At 37.9% G+C, this 17,011-nt stretch carries 14 protein-coding genes; 12 read left to right on the forward strand and 2 right to left on the reverse strand.

What is annotated here, in order from left to right; genetic code table 11:
* Positions 1-556: 556 nt before the first annotated feature.
* The 9 genes from ACSR9O_RS10200 to ACSR9O_RS10240 all read left to right on the forward strand — a co-directional run bounded on the left by ACSR9O_RS10200 (position 557) and on the right by ACSR9O_RS10240 (position 10,077).
* A complete protein-coding gene (locus ACSR9O_RS10200) occupies positions 557-2,245 on the forward strand; it encodes a spore germination protein (protein WP_230176904.1) in 1,689 nt (562 codons plus the stop codon).
* A 25-nt stretch (positions 2,246-2,270) separates the two neighbouring features.
* Complete coding sequence (locus tag ACSR9O_RS10205) at positions 2,271-3,458, forward strand: Ger(x)C family spore germination protein (protein WP_230176903.1); 1,188 nt, start codon at positions 2,271-2,273, stop codon at positions 3,456-3,458.
* Between the two features lie 6 nt (positions 3,459-3,464).
* Positions 3,465-3,698: a hypothetical protein gene (locus tag ACSR9O_RS10210; protein WP_063575803.1), complete on the forward strand. Its 234-nt coding sequence runs from the start codon at positions 3,465-3,467 to the stop codon at positions 3,696-3,698.
* Positions 3,699-3,711: 13 nt separating this feature from the next.
* Positions 3,712-4,797, forward strand: a complete 1,086-nt coding sequence (locus tag ACSR9O_RS10215; protein WP_230176902.1) for a GerAB/ArcD/ProY family transporter — start codon at positions 3,712-3,714, stop codon at positions 4,795-4,797.
* Positions 4,798-5,022: 225 nt separating this feature from the next.
* Complete coding sequence (locus ACSR9O_RS10220; protein ID WP_230176901.1) at positions 5,023-6,009, forward strand: SIS domain-containing protein; 987 nt, start codon at positions 5,023-5,025, stop codon at positions 6,007-6,009.
* A gap of 114 nt (positions 6,010-6,123) precedes the next feature.
* Positions 6,124-7,410, forward strand: coding sequence for an ABC transporter substrate-binding protein (locus ACSR9O_RS10225; protein WP_230176900.1), 1,287 nt, complete (start codon positions 6,124-6,126; stop codon positions 7,408-7,410).
* Positions 7,411-7,451: 41 nt separating this feature from the next.
* Positions 7,452-8,330 carry a carbohydrate ABC transporter permease gene (locus ACSR9O_RS10230; RefSeq protein ID WP_101222327.1) on the forward strand — a complete coding sequence of 293 codons (879 nt, stop codon included), beginning with the start codon at positions 7,452-7,454 and terminating at the stop codon, positions 8,328-8,330.
* A gap of 86 nt (positions 8,331-8,416) precedes the next feature.
* A complete protein-coding gene (locus ACSR9O_RS10235; RefSeq protein WP_230177088.1) occupies positions 8,417-9,223 on the forward strand; it encodes a carbohydrate ABC transporter permease in 807 nt (268 codons plus the stop codon).
* 17 nt (positions 9,224-9,240) lie between these two features.
* Positions 9,241-10,077 (forward strand): PfkB family carbohydrate kinase, encoded by an 837-nt coding sequence (locus ACSR9O_RS10240; protein ID WP_230176899.1) that lies wholly within the window; start codon positions 9,241-9,243, stop codon positions 10,075-10,077.
* A gap of 38 nt (positions 10,078-10,115) precedes the next feature.
* On the opposite strand, the gene ACSR9O_RS10245 is transcribed toward ACSR9O_RS10240, so the two are convergent.
* On the reverse strand, positions 10,116-10,874 hold the full coding sequence (locus tag ACSR9O_RS10245) for a GntR family transcriptional regulator (protein ID WP_101222324.1): 759 nt from the start codon (positions 10,872-10,874) through the stop codon (positions 10,116-10,118).
* Positions 10,875-11,122: 248 nt separating this feature from the next.
* Here ACSR9O_RS10245 and ACSR9O_RS10250 point away from each other — a divergent pair, with 248 nt between their 5' ends.
* Complete coding sequence (locus ACSR9O_RS10250) at positions 11,123-12,316, forward strand: M14 family zinc carboxypeptidase (RefSeq protein WP_230176898.1); 1,194 nt, start codon at positions 11,123-11,125, stop codon at positions 12,314-12,316.
* A 249-nt stretch (positions 12,317-12,565) separates the two neighbouring features.
* Positions 12,566-13,630, forward strand: a complete 1,065-nt coding sequence (locus ACSR9O_RS10255; protein ID WP_101222322.1) for a M14 family zinc carboxypeptidase — start codon at positions 12,566-12,568, stop codon at positions 13,628-13,630.
* 230 nt (positions 13,631-13,860) lie between these two features.
* Here the strand turns inward: ACSR9O_RS10255 and speB are convergent, their stop codons facing one another.
* A complete protein-coding gene (speB, locus tag ACSR9O_RS10260) occupies positions 13,861-14,829 on the reverse strand; it encodes an agmatinase (protein WP_230176897.1) in 969 nt (322 codons plus the stop codon).
* Positions 14,830-15,232: 403 nt separating this feature from the next.
* On the opposite strand from speB, the gene ACSR9O_RS10265 reads away from it, so the two are divergent.
* Complete coding sequence (locus tag ACSR9O_RS10265) at positions 15,233-16,579, forward strand: APC family permease (protein ID WP_290370117.1); 1,347 nt, start codon at positions 15,233-15,235, stop codon at positions 16,577-16,579.
* Positions 16,580-17,011 lie beyond the last annotated feature (432 nt).

The raw sequence follows: 17,011 nt of genomic DNA on the forward strand, positions 1-17,011 counted from the left end.
CAGGGTTTTTCTTCATTTATCTTTTTTCGTGCCCCTAAACCAGCCCAACTTCATACTACTTTAGTCCAACAAGCAAAAGTTAAAATCGTTGCCTCGAAAATGATAATAGATTATGCGAATATTGGCAATCTATGCATTTACTCATAGGATACTTTTAAACATAACTTCCAATAAATTTCATTAGTTGTGCTTCAGCAAGAAAGTTTTAGATTAATAAAAGACAATTAATATACAAAATTACCTTAAGGCATTTTCATCAGAAAAAGCCTACAACGGGGTTGTCAAAGAAAATCCATTTTTAATGTTATGCTTACTGAACTGACTCCAAAAGAGAAGTTGCTTCCAAGTTTGCAGTAATGACGGGAAGTGGTTAATGTAATTTAATTTTGTTGGAAAAAATAGGTCCAAAAAGGTTAATATTCGAGGCATCTTCAGCAACCTTTAATTGGATTTTGCGCTTGAAAATTAATTGCAATTTATTTTACTTAGATGGATATAATTGCTGCCAAGGTGAAAACATAATTTTAACAGGCATTTGGTTATGAGGGGGTTAGCATTGAAATCTCGAGTTCCTATCCCATTGAGGAAATTAATTGAAGATAAACAATCAGTGAAAAGTAAAAAACAAGAAGCAGACCCAAAGCAAAACGAAAATCCAAACTCCAGCAAAACTAATAATCACAACCAAAATCCGGTTCAAGCCCAAAACCGAAGTGAAGACTCAAAGAAACATGAAACAAAACTTATCTCTTCTGACCTTCAATTTAACTTAGACCATATTAAGAAAACGGTAGGAAATAGCTCAGACATAGTTATAAGGGATTTTCAAGCAGGTAAAAATGGGCAAATTAAATTAGGCGTCGTTTATACAGATGGATTAACGGATTCAGCTTCCATCCAAGATTTCATCCTCGACACTTTGATGGTTGAAATTCGGAATTCGGAGTTGGACGTAGCGCTCCTTAATCACACTGACTGTTTTGAAATGATAAAATCACATATTCTTCCTGTCGGGGGGATAGTGGAAATAAATGATTTTCAAAAGCTTTTTAACCATGTCTTATCGGGAGACACGATGTTATTGATTGACGGCTCCCCAAAAGGAATGGCACTCGGATCACGAGATTGGGCCGATCGCGGAGTTCAGGAACCTTCCTCCCAAACAGTAGTCAGAGGACCAAAGGATGGGTTCACTGAAACGCTGCGAACAAATACTGCTTTAATACGACGGAGAATAAAAGATCCTAACCTATGGCTTGAAACAAAACAGATTGGAGAAAAAACGCAAACAGACGTAGCGATTATGTATTTAAAAGGTGTTGCCGATGATAAAACGGTTTCAGAATTGCAAAGCCGGATAAATCGAATCAATATAGATGCGATTCTAGAGAGTGGTTACATTGAAGAGCTTATTCAGGATGAAGTATACACTCCTTTTCCAACCGTTTATAATACGGAACGACCTGATGCTGTAGCCGCTGCCATTTTAGAAGGAAGGATTGCGATACTAATTGACGGAACTCCGTTTGTCCTTATCGTTCCAGCACTGATGGTGCATTTTTTCCAGTCCAGTGAAGACTATTATCAACGGGCGGACATTGCAACATTAATTCGAGTATTACGGTATTTATCCTTTTTCCTTGCTTTGCTTACACCGTCTCTTTATATTGCTGTTTCGACCTTTCATCAAGAAATGCTTCCTACTCCTTTACTCATAAGTCTAGCCTCACAGCGAGAGGGTGTTCCTTTTCCAGCTTTTGTAGAGGCGATGCTGATGGAGGTAGTATTTGAAATCTTGCGTGAGGCAGGTGTGAGGATGCCTAGGGCAATCGGTTCATCCATTTCCATCGTTGGTGCATTAGTTATTGGACAGGCTGCTGTCGAAGCAGGGTTCGTTTCAGCAACAATGGTTATCATCGTGTCCTTAACAGCCATCTGCAGCTTTGTGTTCCCAGCCAATAGTATGGCCATGGCTTTTCGGATGCTTCGATTCTTGTTTATGATCCTTGCCGCTACATTTGGGTTATACGGAATCATTTTAGGGCTGATCGTGATGGTCCTGCATTTAAATAGCATAAGATCTTTTGGTTTACCATATTTAGCTCCAAATGCACCATTCATTTTACAAGATCAAAAAGACAACATCATTCGTATGCCACATTGGTCATTATTAAAGCGGCCTCGTTTGATCAGTAAAAATGATACAGACAGAGGAGAAGTAAGTACTCCTAAACCACCTAGATAAAATGATGAGATTATGAGGGTTCATGATGAAAAAAATGCTAAAGGTATTTTTAATGCTACCTATAATTTGTTTATCCGGCTGTTGGAGCAGCATTGAGTTGAACGAACTTGCCATCGTTACTGCCATGGGAATTGATAAAAAAGAAGATGGGTATCTTGTAACCGTCCAAGTTCTAAATTCGAGTGAGCTTGCAGGTGATGCCAGGTCCGGCCGCACGGAAGTTGTAACCTTCAGGAAAAGCGGTGCAACCATTGCTGAAGCAATAAGAAGCCTATCAACTGATGTACCAAGAAGGTTATATGTCGCACATCTTCGTGAAGTTGTCTTTGGTGAGGAAATGGCCAGGGCAGGAATTGCAAAACCTCTGGATGTCCTTTCCCGGCAAAAGGAGTTGCGTTCCGATTTCTATATGACCGTTGCGAAGGGTTCAACTGCTTTTGATACGCTTAATGTGCAAACGGCCCTTGAAAAAATACCGGCAAATAAAGTTTTTGACTCCTTGGAAAATTCAGAGACAAGATGGGCGCCTACAAGGACGGTCACTTTGGATGAGCTGGTCAGCAGTATCGTCAGCAAAGGCAGACAGGCCATGCTAACGGGAATTCTCGTTTATGGTGATCCCGAAGCAGGAAGCAATGTAACGAATGCACAAGATATCTCCCCGAAATCCGGCCTGCGATTGGATTATCTTGGAGTATTCAAGAAGGATAAACTTGTCGGCTGGTTAAACAGGAACGACAGTAAAGGTGTTAGTTACATTACGGATCATGTTAAGTCCACCGCGGTAAATATTCCATGTGAAGGTGACCAAATTACGGTCAACACGACAAGTACAAAAACGAAAATCAAGGGAAAAATGGAAAAAGGAAATCCGAAAATTGATATAAATGTCACGTCAGAAGGGAGTATAGGTGAAGTAGAATGCACAATTGATTTAACTAAACCCGAAAAAATCGAAGAATTGAATAAAAGATACGCAAAAGACATTAAGGATAAAATAGAAGGATCGATAAAAACGCTTCAAGAGAAGTATCAAAGTGACATCTTCGGTTTTGGTGACGAAATTCATAGAACCGATCCTAAAGCATGGAAACGTTTAGAAGGAAATTGGGATCAGGAATTCGCAAAATTGGACGTGAATGTAACCGTTAAAGCAAAGATTCGCAATTTAGGCACCATATCAGAATCCTTTCAAAAAGAAATCGAGGAGTAAAGATCAATGTGGGCAATTATTGGAACAGTGTGTACTGGAGCTATTATTTCATTTTTCGAAATACCACCCCTTATCAAAAAGAAATGCTGGAAGGAAATTGTCATTTTCATTTTATTGCTTTTAGTTGGCATGACGTTGAGTATTTTAATTATCAAGGATGTTACCATTCCCACTCCTATAGACTGGATAACGAAAATATATAGTCCACTCGCTCATTTCATGGATCGTATTTTATCCTAGGGAGGTATCGAATATGCTCGAAAAAGGAAAAATCAGCTCTGGTGAATTTCTAATAATGGTCATCATATTCACCATAGGAGGAGCGATACTTACTTTACCTTCCGTACTTGTCTCTTTAGCAAAACAGGATGGCTGGATTGCCTATATCTTAGCTACTCTCATCGGTTTATGTTTCGTTTTCTTATTTACCCGGCTCGCATCACTTTACCCATCCATGACTTATATAGAAGTTAATGAAAAAATATTTGGGAAATGGATCGGGAAGATCTCTGCACTCCTTTTCCTATTTTATTTATATTACCTTTCTTCAGCGTTACTTAGTGAAATTGGGAATTTTTTTTCAACACAGGTTCTGGTTGAGACACCTATGGAAATGATTATGATCTTGTTTATATTAACAAGCTTATTTGGTGCACGGCTAGGGTTGGAAGTTATCTGCCGTACTGCATTAATCTTTTTTCCTTGGCTTGTACTGCTGCTTTTCATATTATTCGTATTTCTTATCCCTGATATCAAAATCGAAAATTTGCAACCTATATTTGAAAAAGGCATGAAACCGATATTGAGGGGATCATATCACTCCTTAGCACTGCCTTATGTTCAGCTTGTTTTCTTTTTAATGATCACTCCATATGTAAACGAAAAGGCTAATGTGAAGAAAAACTTTTATTTAGGGACAATTTTAGGTGGCAGCGTTCTATTCTTGGTGATCCTTTTCAGTATCCTAGTATTGGGTGCTGATAATACAGCGAGATTGTCCTATCCTTCTTATAAATTGGGGATGAGGATAAGCATCGGTAATTTTTTTGAAAGGGTCGAGGTCATTGTTGCCTTCATTTGGGTTTTTACAGAGTATTTTAAGTTGACCATATGCTTTTATGGACTCGCTTTAGGAATAGCTCAATTGCTAGGATTAAAAAATTACAAAATTCTTCTATTCCCATTAGCTTTTCTAATTCTCACTTTTACCATCTTTTCGCATCCAGATATCGTGCATTATCAAAACTTTATGGCTACAGCTTGGACACCATTATCCTTAACGATTTGTTTTATTCTGCCGTTGATATTATTAATGGTTGGGAAAATAAGAAAAAAGTAAGAAGTGTAGCACATTAGATGTCCTAGTGGAAGTTTATTTAAACAAATAAATTTTTATGAAAATCTTGATGGAAAAAAAAACTGAGATATAGTAACTAACTGATTCAACAAAAAGTAATAAATAAAATATTCTGACAAATAGATTGACTAAAGAAAGCTCATGATTTAATATAACAATATATAACATTACATAATGTTGTATATCAAATATTAGAGGAGTGGGAAAATGAGTAAATCGGTTATTAATGTAAAAAGTAATGTAAAAACAGTATTGGATCAATTAAAGGGCAAGAAAATTAACAATATTTATTTTGTAGCATGCGGGGGATCTTCTGCCATCATGTATTCAGCTAAGTATATTCTGGATCGTGAAGCTGAAAATATAACTTCTGATCTATATAGTTCAAATGAGTTTATACATCGTAATCCACAACAACTAGGGAAGGAATCCTTAGTAATTTTATGCTCTATGTCTGGAACAACTCCCGAAACGGCAGAAGCGGCTAAGTTTGCAAAAAGTAAAGGTGCGTTTACAGTGGCATTAACGAACGAACCAGGATCACCATTAGCCCAAAATGCGGATCTTTTCATTAAATATGAATGGGGTAATGGTGTAAACGCCTTTGATACAAACCTGAGTGTTTTATATCAACTAGTTTTTGGTGTACTTCATATAGCGGAAAACAATGAGAAGTTTGGAAAACTAGTATCTAGTTTAGAGAATTTACAACCAGTGTATGAAAAAGCCCTAGAGCAAGAAGCTTCTAATGCAAGAGTATTCGCCCAATCTCACGCAAAAGAACCTGTTATCTATACAATGGCAAGTGGTTCCAACTACGGGACAGCCTATTCTTTTAGTATTTGCATCTTAATGGAAATGCAATGGATACACTCACATGCCATTCATGCGGGCGAGTACTTCCATGGACCATTTGAAATTATTGACGAAAATGTACCGTTTATCATTCTATTGGGATTGGATGAAACAAGACCATTAGAAGAAAGAGCGTTATCTTTTTCTCAGCGTTATGGCAAAAAGCTAACGGTGCTAGATGCAAAACAGTATGATCTTGATGGTATCGATGAAGAAGTAAAAGGTTATATTGCGCCGCTTATCTTAAATCGTGTATTGCGTCAATATGCAGAAGAATTAGCGGAAGCGCGTAATCATCCTTTAAGCAAGAGGCGTTATATGTGGAAAGTAGAATACTAATAATTAAAGAAAACTTAATATTCTGTATATTTTTTACGAATTATACTATAATGTTTTATAACATTATAGTATAATTTCCTGATGATAAAAGCATTTATAATAAGGAGGGTATTCATGAGAAAAACAAAACTTATAATCGCATCATTTTTAAGTTTATCTTTAATGCTAGGGGGATGTTCTGGTGAAAAAACATCTTCAGAATCAGATGTTGGAAAAACCACCTTAACATTTTTCCATAGGTGGCCAAAGGAACCTGAAAAAACTTACTTTAATGAAGTTGTAAAAGAATTTGAAAAACAAAACCCCGATATCAATATTAAAACCGAAGCAGTGCTAAATGATTCGTATAAAGACAAAATTAAAGTAATGACTGGTACAAATAATCCACCTGATGTTTATTTCTCATGGAGTGATGAATTTGCCAGTCAGTTTGTGCGAGGGAATAAAGCTTTGGATTTAACTTCTTATTATGAAAACGATCCGGAATGGTCTTCACAACTCGTTCCATCCCAAGTCAAACCGTATACATTTAATAATAAGGTGTATGGTGTCCCCGTAACAATGGATGGGAAAATGTTTTTCTATAACAAGGATGTCTTCGAAAAATTGAACATAAACCCGCCTAAAACCTGGAATGAATTAATCGACGTGTTAAAAGTGTTAAAAAAGAATAACTACACAGCCATTCAATTCGGCAGTCAAGACACTTGGACAATTTCACATTATTTGGGCACATTGAATCAACGCCTTGTTAGACCGGAAGTGCTGACAATGGATTATAATCGAAAAACCGGAAAATTCAAGGATGACGACTACATAAAAGCGCTTGAAAAATTCCAAGAGTTATTACCTTATTTTAATGAGAATACGAATTCAATAGATCACGAATATGCTAGGCAGCAATTTTCAAACGGTAAGGCACCCATGATTTATGCTGAATCGGCAGAAATCAAGCTATTTGGACCCACTAAGTTTGAACTTGGAATGTTTAACTTTCCTGAAGTAGAAGACGGAAAGGGCAATCAAACAAATCTAACGGGTTCGCCTGAGGGCTTTATGATTTCTTCCAAGACAAAGCATCCTAAAGAGGCGATGGAGTTTTTAAAGTTTTTAACCACTAAACAGATGGGAGAGAAACTAGTCACTGATGTGGGCAAGTATAGTGCAGTTGAAGGTACAGTGAATGAAAATAATTCTTCCCCGGAACAGCTGGAAGCGGTTCAAAGCATATTGAACGCCAATGAAATGGCTCCATGGTTTGACATGAGTATTGATGCGCGTATTGCAGATGCTTATTTAACAGGAGCACAAATGATGTTAAATGGAGATAAAACACCTAAACAAATCATGCGTGATGTTCAAAAAGCTGCCGATACTGTTAGAATCGAAGCGGGAAAATAAGGGAAATCATTTTTCCGTTTTATTAAGGGAGTGATCTTTTAATGATAAAACTCGATAAATTTGTACCTTATCTATATCTTCTTCCAGCGTTAGTTTTTTTACTGCTAGTTTATATCCCCATTTTCCAGAATATTGGCGACAGTCTGTATAATTGGAGTACTTTTTCACCAAATAAAGCATTTGTAGGGTTGGACAACTACTTTACTTTGTTTAAAGATCCCGTATTTTATGAAGCTTTAAAAAATAATATTCTTTATGCAGTCATTTCAATTGTTTTCCAGGTATTTGGAGGGTTAATTGTTGCAGCTGTTTTAGAAGATAAATTGATCCGTAAATTTTCACCCATCTTTCGTACGGTCTATTTCTTACCAGTCGTCGTTTCAATGACAGTCATAGCGTTGCTGTTTTCATTTTTTTACAACCCGGAAGTGGGGTTGTTAAATCAGTTTCTTAAAATGATTGGATTGAATAATTTAGCACTGCCATGGTTGGGCGATAGTGATACGGCAATCTATGCAGTCATTGCTGTCTCACAGTGGCAATCGATTGGTTATATAGCCATGTTATATATCGTATCCATTCAAAAAATTTCACCTGAGCTATATGAGGCAGCTGAAATGGATGGAGCGAATAAAATAAAAACGTTTTTTCACATTACGGTTCCAGAAACGAAGGAAATGACATTTGTAGCCGTAATCTTAACACTGACAGGTGCTTTTACAGTGTTTAATGAGCCATATATCTTAACCGGAGGGGGTCCGGGAACTTCTTCGGAAGTCCTAAGTACCTATTTATATAAAACGGCTTTTTCAAAAGATATGATGGGATATGCTTCAGCCATTGCAACGGTTATCCTAATTATTACGTTACTTATTTCTCTTGTTCAAATGAAAATATTTAAAACAGGAAAGGGGGACTAATAATGGAGATGCCTAAATCAACGATCAGAGTACCGGAATTAGTTGTTAAAAATCTAAAATATGCAAGGAAAAGAAAAGACTATAATATGAGAGTAGCACTAGTCTATGCAGGTTTAATCGCATACTTTCTTGTTGTAGCCTATCCCTTATTATGGATGGTCATCAGTTCTTTTAAAAGCACAGAGGAAATTTTTAACCATAGTTGGTCCCTTCCTCATACATGGTTGTTTGAAAATTATGTAACAGCCTGGAATAGTGGGATTTCTTCCTACTTTTTAAATAGTGTCATGGTTACTGGTTTGACATGTATTCTAACGGTATTAGTAAGTGCATTAGGTGCCTACGGATTATCTCGCTTTGATTTTCGTGGAAAGGCTTTCATTTTGGTCATATGCTTAGGGGGGTTGATGCTATCTCCCCAAGTAAGCCTGATCCCTTTGTATAATATAATTCAGAAGCTAGGTATATATAACACCCATTGGGCATTAATCTTACCTTATGTAGCATACAGAATTCCGCTAACCATCTTGTTGATTCGGGCCTACTTCCTGTCCATTCCGAAAGAACTTGAAGAGGCTGCCCGGTTGGATGGATGCACAAACCTTGGAATCCTTTTTAGAATTTTCATTCCTATGAGTAAGCCTATTTTATTAACAACGGCAATTTTAACAGCCTACTATACATGGAATGAATTCATGTTCGCGATCATCTTTATAGATGATGATAGTTTACGGACGATACCTGCCGGTTTAATGCAATTTCGGGATGCACTGCAAACAGATTGGGGAGTGTTACTTTCTGGATTAACGATTTCAGCGGCACCTATCGTCATTTTATTTTTATTCATGCAGAAGTACTTTATCCGTGGAATTGCTAGTGGAAGTGTAAAATGATAACAGGGGGAACAGGTATGAAATTAATTGGAATTGGAGATAACGTAGTAGATTTTTATAAAGATCAAGGAAAGATATATCCTGGCGGCAATTCATTAAACGTGGCAGTATTGTGCAATCGTTTAAATGATGAGCAATCTTCATATATTGGCATTGTAGGAAATGACGGGGCAGCAGACCATGTGTTAGAGGCATTGCAAAAGGAAAAGATAGAGATTAGTAGAGTAAGACAAGCAGTAGGAGAGAATGGTATGGCAGTCGTCGCGTTGGATAAGGACGGGGACCGAATTTTTATTGGTTCGAATAAAGGGGGAATTCAATCCAGATTGGGGATCGTACTGAATGACAAGGATTTGAATTATATTCGGCAACATGACCTTCTTCATACAAGTGTATATAGCCGTATAGAGCATAACCTTCCAATATTAAGCCAATTCATTGAAATTTCTTTTGATTTTTCGACAAATCAAGAGGATCACTATTTACAAAAGGTTTGTCCGTTTGTGAATTATGCATTTTTTTCCGGAAGCAATTTAAACGAGGCAGAGTGCAACGCACTTATTCAAAAGGTTCATTCATTCGGCACAAAGGTGATATGTGTTACTCGTGGGGAAAAGGGGGCACTTTTATCGACTGAAAATCAAATATATGAACAAGCTATTATCCAAACCAAAGTTGTAGATACGTTGGGGGCGGGAGATTCCTTTATTGCTGGTTTTCTCTCATCGTACGTTCAAGGACAAGATGTATATAAAGCTTTACAAAAAGGAGCATCAGTCGCCTCCCAAACCTGTCAGGATTATGGTGCTTTTGGGTATGGCAAAGTATATAATCCAGATCATATGATGGTTTAAAATGATGCATCGATGAATAAAGGTAACGAGATCCCGGATTAGGAGGGGGATTCGTTACCTTTTTCTTGCGATATTGAACTATCAATCGTAAAGGTCACGCGATTAGCAGGATAATATAGGAAGGATGAATGGATAGGCTGCTTCTTACCGTCATATGCCACTTTCTCCACTTTGAAAAGGGGATCTCCCACTTCGCATTCTAAATATTTTGCTTCATCTGCATTTGCCAATACCATATTTAAAAGTTTCGTGTTATGAACAGGAGTTATATTATATTTATGCTTTATGATATCATACATGGAAACAGAGTTATGGACATGTTGATTTAAATTTGGCAGGATCTTTAAGGAATAATGTGAAATTTCTAAGGTGAGAGGTTGATTATCATAGTATAAGATCCGTTGTAATTCAAGAACATCACTTTCAGGAGTAATCTCCAAGGATTTGGAAATATTAGCCGGTGCAGGCAGTATTCCAAATGAAAGGATTTTAGTTTGAGGTATCTTCCCTAATTCTGACATATATTCAGCATGCCCATTTACAGCAAATAATTCTCTTTTTACTTTAGGGTATTGGACAAACGTTCCCTTTCCCTGTTGGCGTATTAGCAGCCCCTCTTCCACCAGATCCAAAACCGCTTTTCTTACAGTAATGCGACTTACTCCATATATGTCGCATAAATCTGTTTCGGTTGGCAATCTTTCGCCAGAAGAGTAAATCCCTTTGTTTATATCTTCGATGATAGATTGCTTTAATTGCATGTATAATGGCGTAGAACTATTAGTGTTGAGTTTCATATTTTCCCCTTTCTCGTATTTTTCCTTTAATTATAACGTAATGTGATGTTATAGTACAAATCATCAATTCGACAGACCGCGAACAACAATCCTCGATAAAAATGTCACGTTTTTTTTTGCGTGAACTTAAAGCAGATGCCCAAATCATAAAATAGCCATAATACGACATCAAATTCCAACAAATTTCTACTTTCCCATTTTGTATAATGAGATAGAAAAATAATTTAAGGGAGAGTGATTGTTGTAATATGAAAAACAGGAAAGTTATTTCAACTCTGGGAGTTGCCATTTTATCGGCGAGTATTGCGGCACCAACATTTGCAGCTAATGAAACAGCCCCGGGAACACCCAATCAACAAACTTATTCGGTTTCAGGTTTTACAGATCATGCTGAACTAGGGAAAAAGCTAGAACAAATTGCGAGTGATAGCCAAGGTAAAGTAAAAGTGGATATAGCTGGATATTCCAATAGAAATAGAGAAATCTATAAAGCAACCGTGGGAACTGGCGACAAAGTCGTTTTAATTCAAAGTGAGATTCATGGAAATGAGAAAACCGGTACGGATGCCATCTTGAATATCTTGAAGTTTTTGGGGACCAACTCTCCTGAAGCAGAGAAAATTCGTAAAGAAATTACCCTGGTCGCTTTGCCTAAAATGAATCCAGATGCTGCTGAATTGAACCGTCGGGGAAATGACATGACCTGGGCAGAGGTCGTGGAACAGTTTCCACAGTTAGCAGGAGCGAATCCATCTTGGAACTATTATACATACAAAAATGAATCATTCGATTATGAGTCCAAACCTGGTTTCGATGTCAATCGTGACTTTAATCCTGATTTGAATTATATTCCCCAAGCTAAAGACTTCCCTGGAAAATCATCCACCCCTGGCTGGTTCATAACACCTGAATCACAAACAACACGTGATGTTTACAAGTCTCTACTGAAGCAATACGGAAAGGTGGAGATTTTTGTGGACTTGCATCACCAAGCTCCCTATTATGAAGTTGATGGAACGGATGATTTAGTCACATACTCGATTTCCGCTCAATTTGTTCCAGATCCAAGCTCGTCTTCAGGACAAGATTATGCCAAATATGCAAAAAACTATAATTATGATTTTTCCAGACAATTGAATGTAGCGGTATATAATGCTATGAAAGAACAAGGTAATTCTCCATATGGAAATATATCCTTATATCCGCAAAACCAAAACCTTCCTGGAACGGCTTTAGGAGCCTTTGCTTTAAATGGAAGTGGGACAGTGCTCTTTGAAGTTAGAGGCCAAACACAGTCCTTTGGCCAAAAGAAAAAAGGCATGCTCATTAAAGCAGTTGAAAGAGGGTTATATGGAATTATTGATGGAGTTACTGATGGATCTGTATATAAAATCAATCCGGAACAATACGAGTCAATTCCATTAACGGAGGGCAGGCAATAATAAATATTTGGTGAGTGTATCAACTTCCAGCCTAGATTGAAGTAACCAGACGGGTGTCCGCCTGGTTTTTCTTCATCGGGAACATTTGAATATCGCCTTTGCAGAAGTAATTCCTTCAAGTTATATTGTGTAGAAGAAAACTATTTGGAAACATAGTTATTTTTCACTATTAACATAAAGTAGTAAAAATGTCAGAATATTATTAATAGTTATTTTTCTGTTTATTATATTTGATAAGGAGGGTTTTTATTGAATTTTAAAAAGAAGGTTCTATCAGTTTCATTATCTAGTTTAATGACCTTAAGCGCAGTAACAGCTGTTGCGCTACCAGTCGGAGCGGTTGGAAATGGCCCCAGTGCTGGAAATGGACAAGTTACAACTTCAAATCTTCATACATATGAAAGCCTTGTAAGCTATCTTAAAACGCAGGATGCAAAACAAGAAAGGCTGGCACTGGAAGTAATCGGGGAAACGGTAAAAGGGAGGGATATTTACCTAGCGAAGTACATCTCAAATCCTAAGAATCCTACTATACTATTTTTGACTCAACAGCATGGAAATGAACAACTGACTACTGAGGGTGCACTTGAATTCATTAAACATCTAGGCACGAACAAGACTAAAGGTATTTTGGAAAATGTTAATATACTGATCATCCCCATGTTAAACGCAGATGGGGCCATGGGAGATGTTAATTTCCCTCTTGATGACTATTTAGCAAAAGGTGATCGGCATCTAACACGGGCAAATGCAAATGGGATCGACTTGAACCGTGAGCATGATAAAAAAACTGATAACATGCAAGTAGAGGTAAAGGCTTTACACGAAAATGTATTTGCGAAATACGATATAGACTACATGATAGATTTACATCATCAAGGGACGCTAAGCGAAACGGACGGTGAACTTGTTTCAGGTTCAATTCTTTATCCTACAAACGCAAACGTAAAGCCTGAAGTGTTAGAAGCCTCAAAAAAACTGGGTGCTGTTGTATATAACTCCATTGAACCAACTGGTTGGGGGCATATTGGTAGGTATGATGGCGGTTCTGGAGAAAATATAGGCCGTAATGGTGCAGCCGTTCGCTATGATATTGCTACACTTCTTTTTGAGATGCGAGGTATGTCGGACCACAATGTCGAGTCAGTAGCGCTTGGACAAAAAAGTAATGGCTATCTAATAAAGCAAACGGTAACCACTTTGGATGCAGCTGTCAGAGCTATTGCCGATGATTCAATTGAAACGGTTGATGCAAGCTTTTGGGACACCCTGCCAACACAATCCAATCGTCCCGGGTTAGAATCGGACGAATAAAATGAAGACACATTCCATTCTTTCAGATGGGATGTGTTTTTTTATTATCCTACACCCTAGTAGCTTGAACTTGTTCATCAGACTATATGAAATGATTTATAGTGGAAATAGCAGGACAAGATAAAAGATTACATAGAAAAAAGGCATCTGCTTTCACTAAAAGCAGATGCCTTTTGAACGATTACAGTTTGTACCTGATTTGTCCCTACGTTAATAGTGGGTGTTTGCTCCTATAAGCTTTTTTCGGTTGAATTCTCCTTTTTTTGTTCTTCTTTTAGTTGTAAGGCTACTAAACTGGCAAAGTCATGAATGATGGTGGCTGCCAATAGTGAAGTAATTTGTGTTGGATCATACGGCGGGAGGACTTCCACCAGGTCGAACCCAATAAAGTTGAACCCTTGCAGAGAGCGTATCATCTCTAGGGTTTCAAAGCTATTTAGACCGCCGACCTCCAATGTGCCAGTTCCAGGAGCGCAGGATGGATCAACAAAATCAATATCAAAGGTCAAGAAACATGGTGTATCCCCAATGGTTTTCTTGACTTCCTTCACGACATCTTCGATTCCTCTCTTCTTCAGCTCGGGCGTTGTTATCACATTGTAGCCTAGATCTGTACTGGAATCTAAATCTCCTGGATGATTGAGCGTACCTCTGATGCCAATCTGGAAAACTTTATCCGTTTGGAGCAAACCTTCCTCATATGCACGGATAAACGGCGAACCATGCCAGTATTTTTCTTCATAATAAGTATCCCAGGTATCTGTATGTGAATCAAAATGAAGAAGTGCAACAGGACCGTGTATTTTTGCGGCTGCTCTTAGATTAGCCAATGTTACTGAATGATCTCCTCCGATTCCTATTGGAATGATCCCGTTTTTCATCAAGTCTGACATGGCCTTTTCAATTAACTCATAGCTTCGATGTATATTATGGGGAATCACCGAAACATCCCCAATATCAATTGCATTACATTCGTCAAACGGAAATACCTTGTGAATGGGATGATAAGGAAACAACGTCATGGATGCTTGGCGGACTGCCTGTGGAGCAAAACGGGCTCCTACCCTGAATGAAGCAGCTGTATCAAAAGGCATACCTACCACTGCCAATTTGGCATTTTCTCTTGTAGAAGGTAAGCGCATAAATGACCCTGTGGTACAAAACTCTGGTTGAACATCAGGTGATAAAGGATATTTCATTTTTCTATTCCTCCATTTTCTTATAACTTAATAGTTTTGAAACTCATATAGGTATTTATGCAATTACCATGCCAAGTCACAGGCAGTGATTTCTTGCGGTTTCTAACCAGGTAACATGTGCTTGGAATATGCAAAGGCGAATAATTTATGGGAGATTGAATCGCCGATGGAAGAGATGCTGAAAGACTTCATTTCTATGAATCAATCTTTTTCGATTAAAAATACAGGAATTAAGTAGCATTTTAGGCGTTTTTCGTTTGTCGAAGTAAACAGAAATCATGTGGCACAGAAATTGCATTTAGGTATATAGGTAAAACTTTTAAAAAAGAGGGAGGCATGGAGATTTATCTAGTTAAGAAAATGAACCCACTAGTTTGAAAGCGGTTTCAAGGAGGAATGATAGGTGGAAAATGAGGTTACATTGAAAAGATCACTGAAGTTATGGCAAATCGTTATGATGGGGTTAGCATATATGACCCCCATGGTCGTATTTGATACATTCGGCATTGTATCTGGGATTACGGGCGGCCATGTGCCGACTGCCTATATCGTTGCATTGGTGGGGATGCTTTTTACAGCTGCCAGCTATGGAAAACTTGTAAAGGTTTTTCCTGCTGCAGGTTCTGCCTACACTTATACACAAAAGGCAATAAACCCGCATTTAGGATTCTTGGTAGGATGGTCTTCGTTGTTAGACTATTTGTTTTTACCTATGGTAAATGCATTGTTAACCAAAATTTATCTGACTGCATTATTTCCAGGAGTCCCTACATGGATTTGGGTATTATTGTTCGTAGCAATCGTCACCATTCTCAATCTCAGGAGCGTCAATGTACTTGCAAACTTTAATGCGCTTTTTGTTTTAATTCAGATTGCCATCATGGCAGTGTTCATCATTCTTGTTGTCAAAGGTTTGAATAATGGAGAAGGTACAGGAGAAGTGTTTACAATAATCCCTTTCGTAAATGAAGGAATGGATTTCTCGGCCATAATAACCGGGGCCACGATCCTTTGTTTTTCCTTTTTGGGATTCGATGCGGTAACGACACTATCTGAGGAAACGCCGGATCCGAAAAAAACGATTCCAAAAGCGATATTTTTAACTGCACTTTGGGGTGGAATCATCTTCATTACCGCATCTTTCTTTATTCAGCTCTTTTTTCCGGATATATCCCGTTTTAAGGAACCGGATGCTGCATTACCGGAAATCGCCCTTTATGTAGGCGGGAAGCTATTTCAATCCATTTTTCTTTGTACGACTTTCGTCAATACGCTAGCCTCGGGACTAGCATCACATGCCAGCGTTTCCCGTCTTTTGTATGTTATGGGCCGTGATAAAGTGTTTCCGGAAAAATGGTTTGGATTTATTCATCCTAAGTGGAAGACACCAGCCATTAATGTACTCATAGTTGGAGTCATTTCAATGTCGGCTTTATTCTTTGATCTAGTGACAGCAACGTCACTGATCAACTTTGGTGCTTTAATGGCATTTACCTTTGTAAATCTGTCAGTGATCAGCCATTTTATCATTCGGGAAAAGAAGCATCGAACGATAAAGGGGTGTATTCAATACTTAATCATGCCTTTAATTGGTGCTATAGCAATTGGCATTCTTTGGATCAACCTTGAGACAAGTTCCCTAATAATGGGGACAAGTTGGTTCATTATCGGTTTTTGTTATCTATTATATATCACAAAGGCATTCCGGAAAGCTCCGCCCCAATACCAAGTTGAAGAAATTCAGCTATAAGATTTTCCAAGAAAAAACGCATCCGATAAGGATGCTTCAGTTTATAGACAAAAAGGTTTCGGAATGGTTTCATTCCGAAACCTTTTTGATTTTTTAATTGGATTTGAAGCAGGTATAGAGAACAGATGACCGCAACCATTTTCGTCCCTTGCCTGTCAGTTGGAAATCTTCTTTAAATTCATGGCAGCTAAAGTAAGCTTCTCCCGGGTCTCGGCTAGCCACTATTCGGCAGGAGTGTCGCAAATTTCTTCAATCCAGCGAGTTTTCATCATATAAAACAGTAAAAATAAATAAAGGGTAACCAATGGTTTAGTTTTAAGAATGTGGTAAAAATCGCTTCGATATCCAGTTTGTAAAAAAAGGAGTTCTAACTAAATTTTAATACAAATTTGATAGGAGCGAGTGCCTGGAGGCAACTTTCAAATTGTACAA

Source organism: Peribacillus sp. B65 (assembly GCF_058513295.1).

Excerpts from the sequence above, each read along its gene's own strand:
- speB (WP_230176897.1), bottom strand. The coding sequence starts at position 14,829 with ATGAAATATCCTTTATCACCTGATGTTCAACCAGAGTTTTGTACCACA.
- ACSR9O_RS10220 (WP_230176901.1), top strand. The coding sequence starts at position 5,023 with ATGAGTAAATCGGTTATTAATGTAAAAAGTAATGTAAAAACAGTATTG.
- ACSR9O_RS10240 (WP_230176899.1), top strand. The coding sequence starts at position 9,241 with ATGAAATTAATTGGAATTGGAGATAACGTAGTAGATTTTTATAAAGAT.
- ACSR9O_RS10245 (WP_101222324.1), bottom strand. The coding sequence starts at position 10,874 with ATGAAACTCAACACTAATAGTTCTACGCCATTATACATGCAATTAAAG.
- ACSR9O_RS10215 (WP_230176902.1), top strand. The coding sequence starts at position 3,712 with ATGCTCGAAAAAGGAAAAATCAGCTCTGGTGAATTTCTAATAATGGTC.
- ACSR9O_RS10250 (WP_230176898.1), top strand. The coding sequence starts at position 11,123 with ATGAAAAACAGGAAAGTTATTTCAACTCTGGGAGTTGCCATTTTATCG.
- ACSR9O_RS10235 (WP_230177088.1), top strand. The coding sequence starts at position 8,417 with ATGAGAGTAGCACTAGTCTATGCAGGTTTAATCGCATACTTTCTTGTT.
- ACSR9O_RS10225 (WP_230176900.1), top strand. The coding sequence starts at position 6,124 with ATGAGAAAAACAAAACTTATAATCGCATCATTTTTAAGTTTATCTTTA.
- ACSR9O_RS10205 (WP_230176903.1), top strand. The coding sequence starts at position 2,271 with ATGAAAAAAATGCTAAAGGTATTTTTAATGCTACCTATAATTTGTTTA.
- ACSR9O_RS10230 (WP_101222327.1), top strand. The coding sequence starts at position 7,452 with ATGATAAAACTCGATAAATTTGTACCTTATCTATATCTTCTTCCAGCG.
- ACSR9O_RS10210 (WP_063575803.1), top strand. The coding sequence starts at position 3,465 with ATGTGGGCAATTATTGGAACAGTGTGTACTGGAGCTATTATTTCATTT.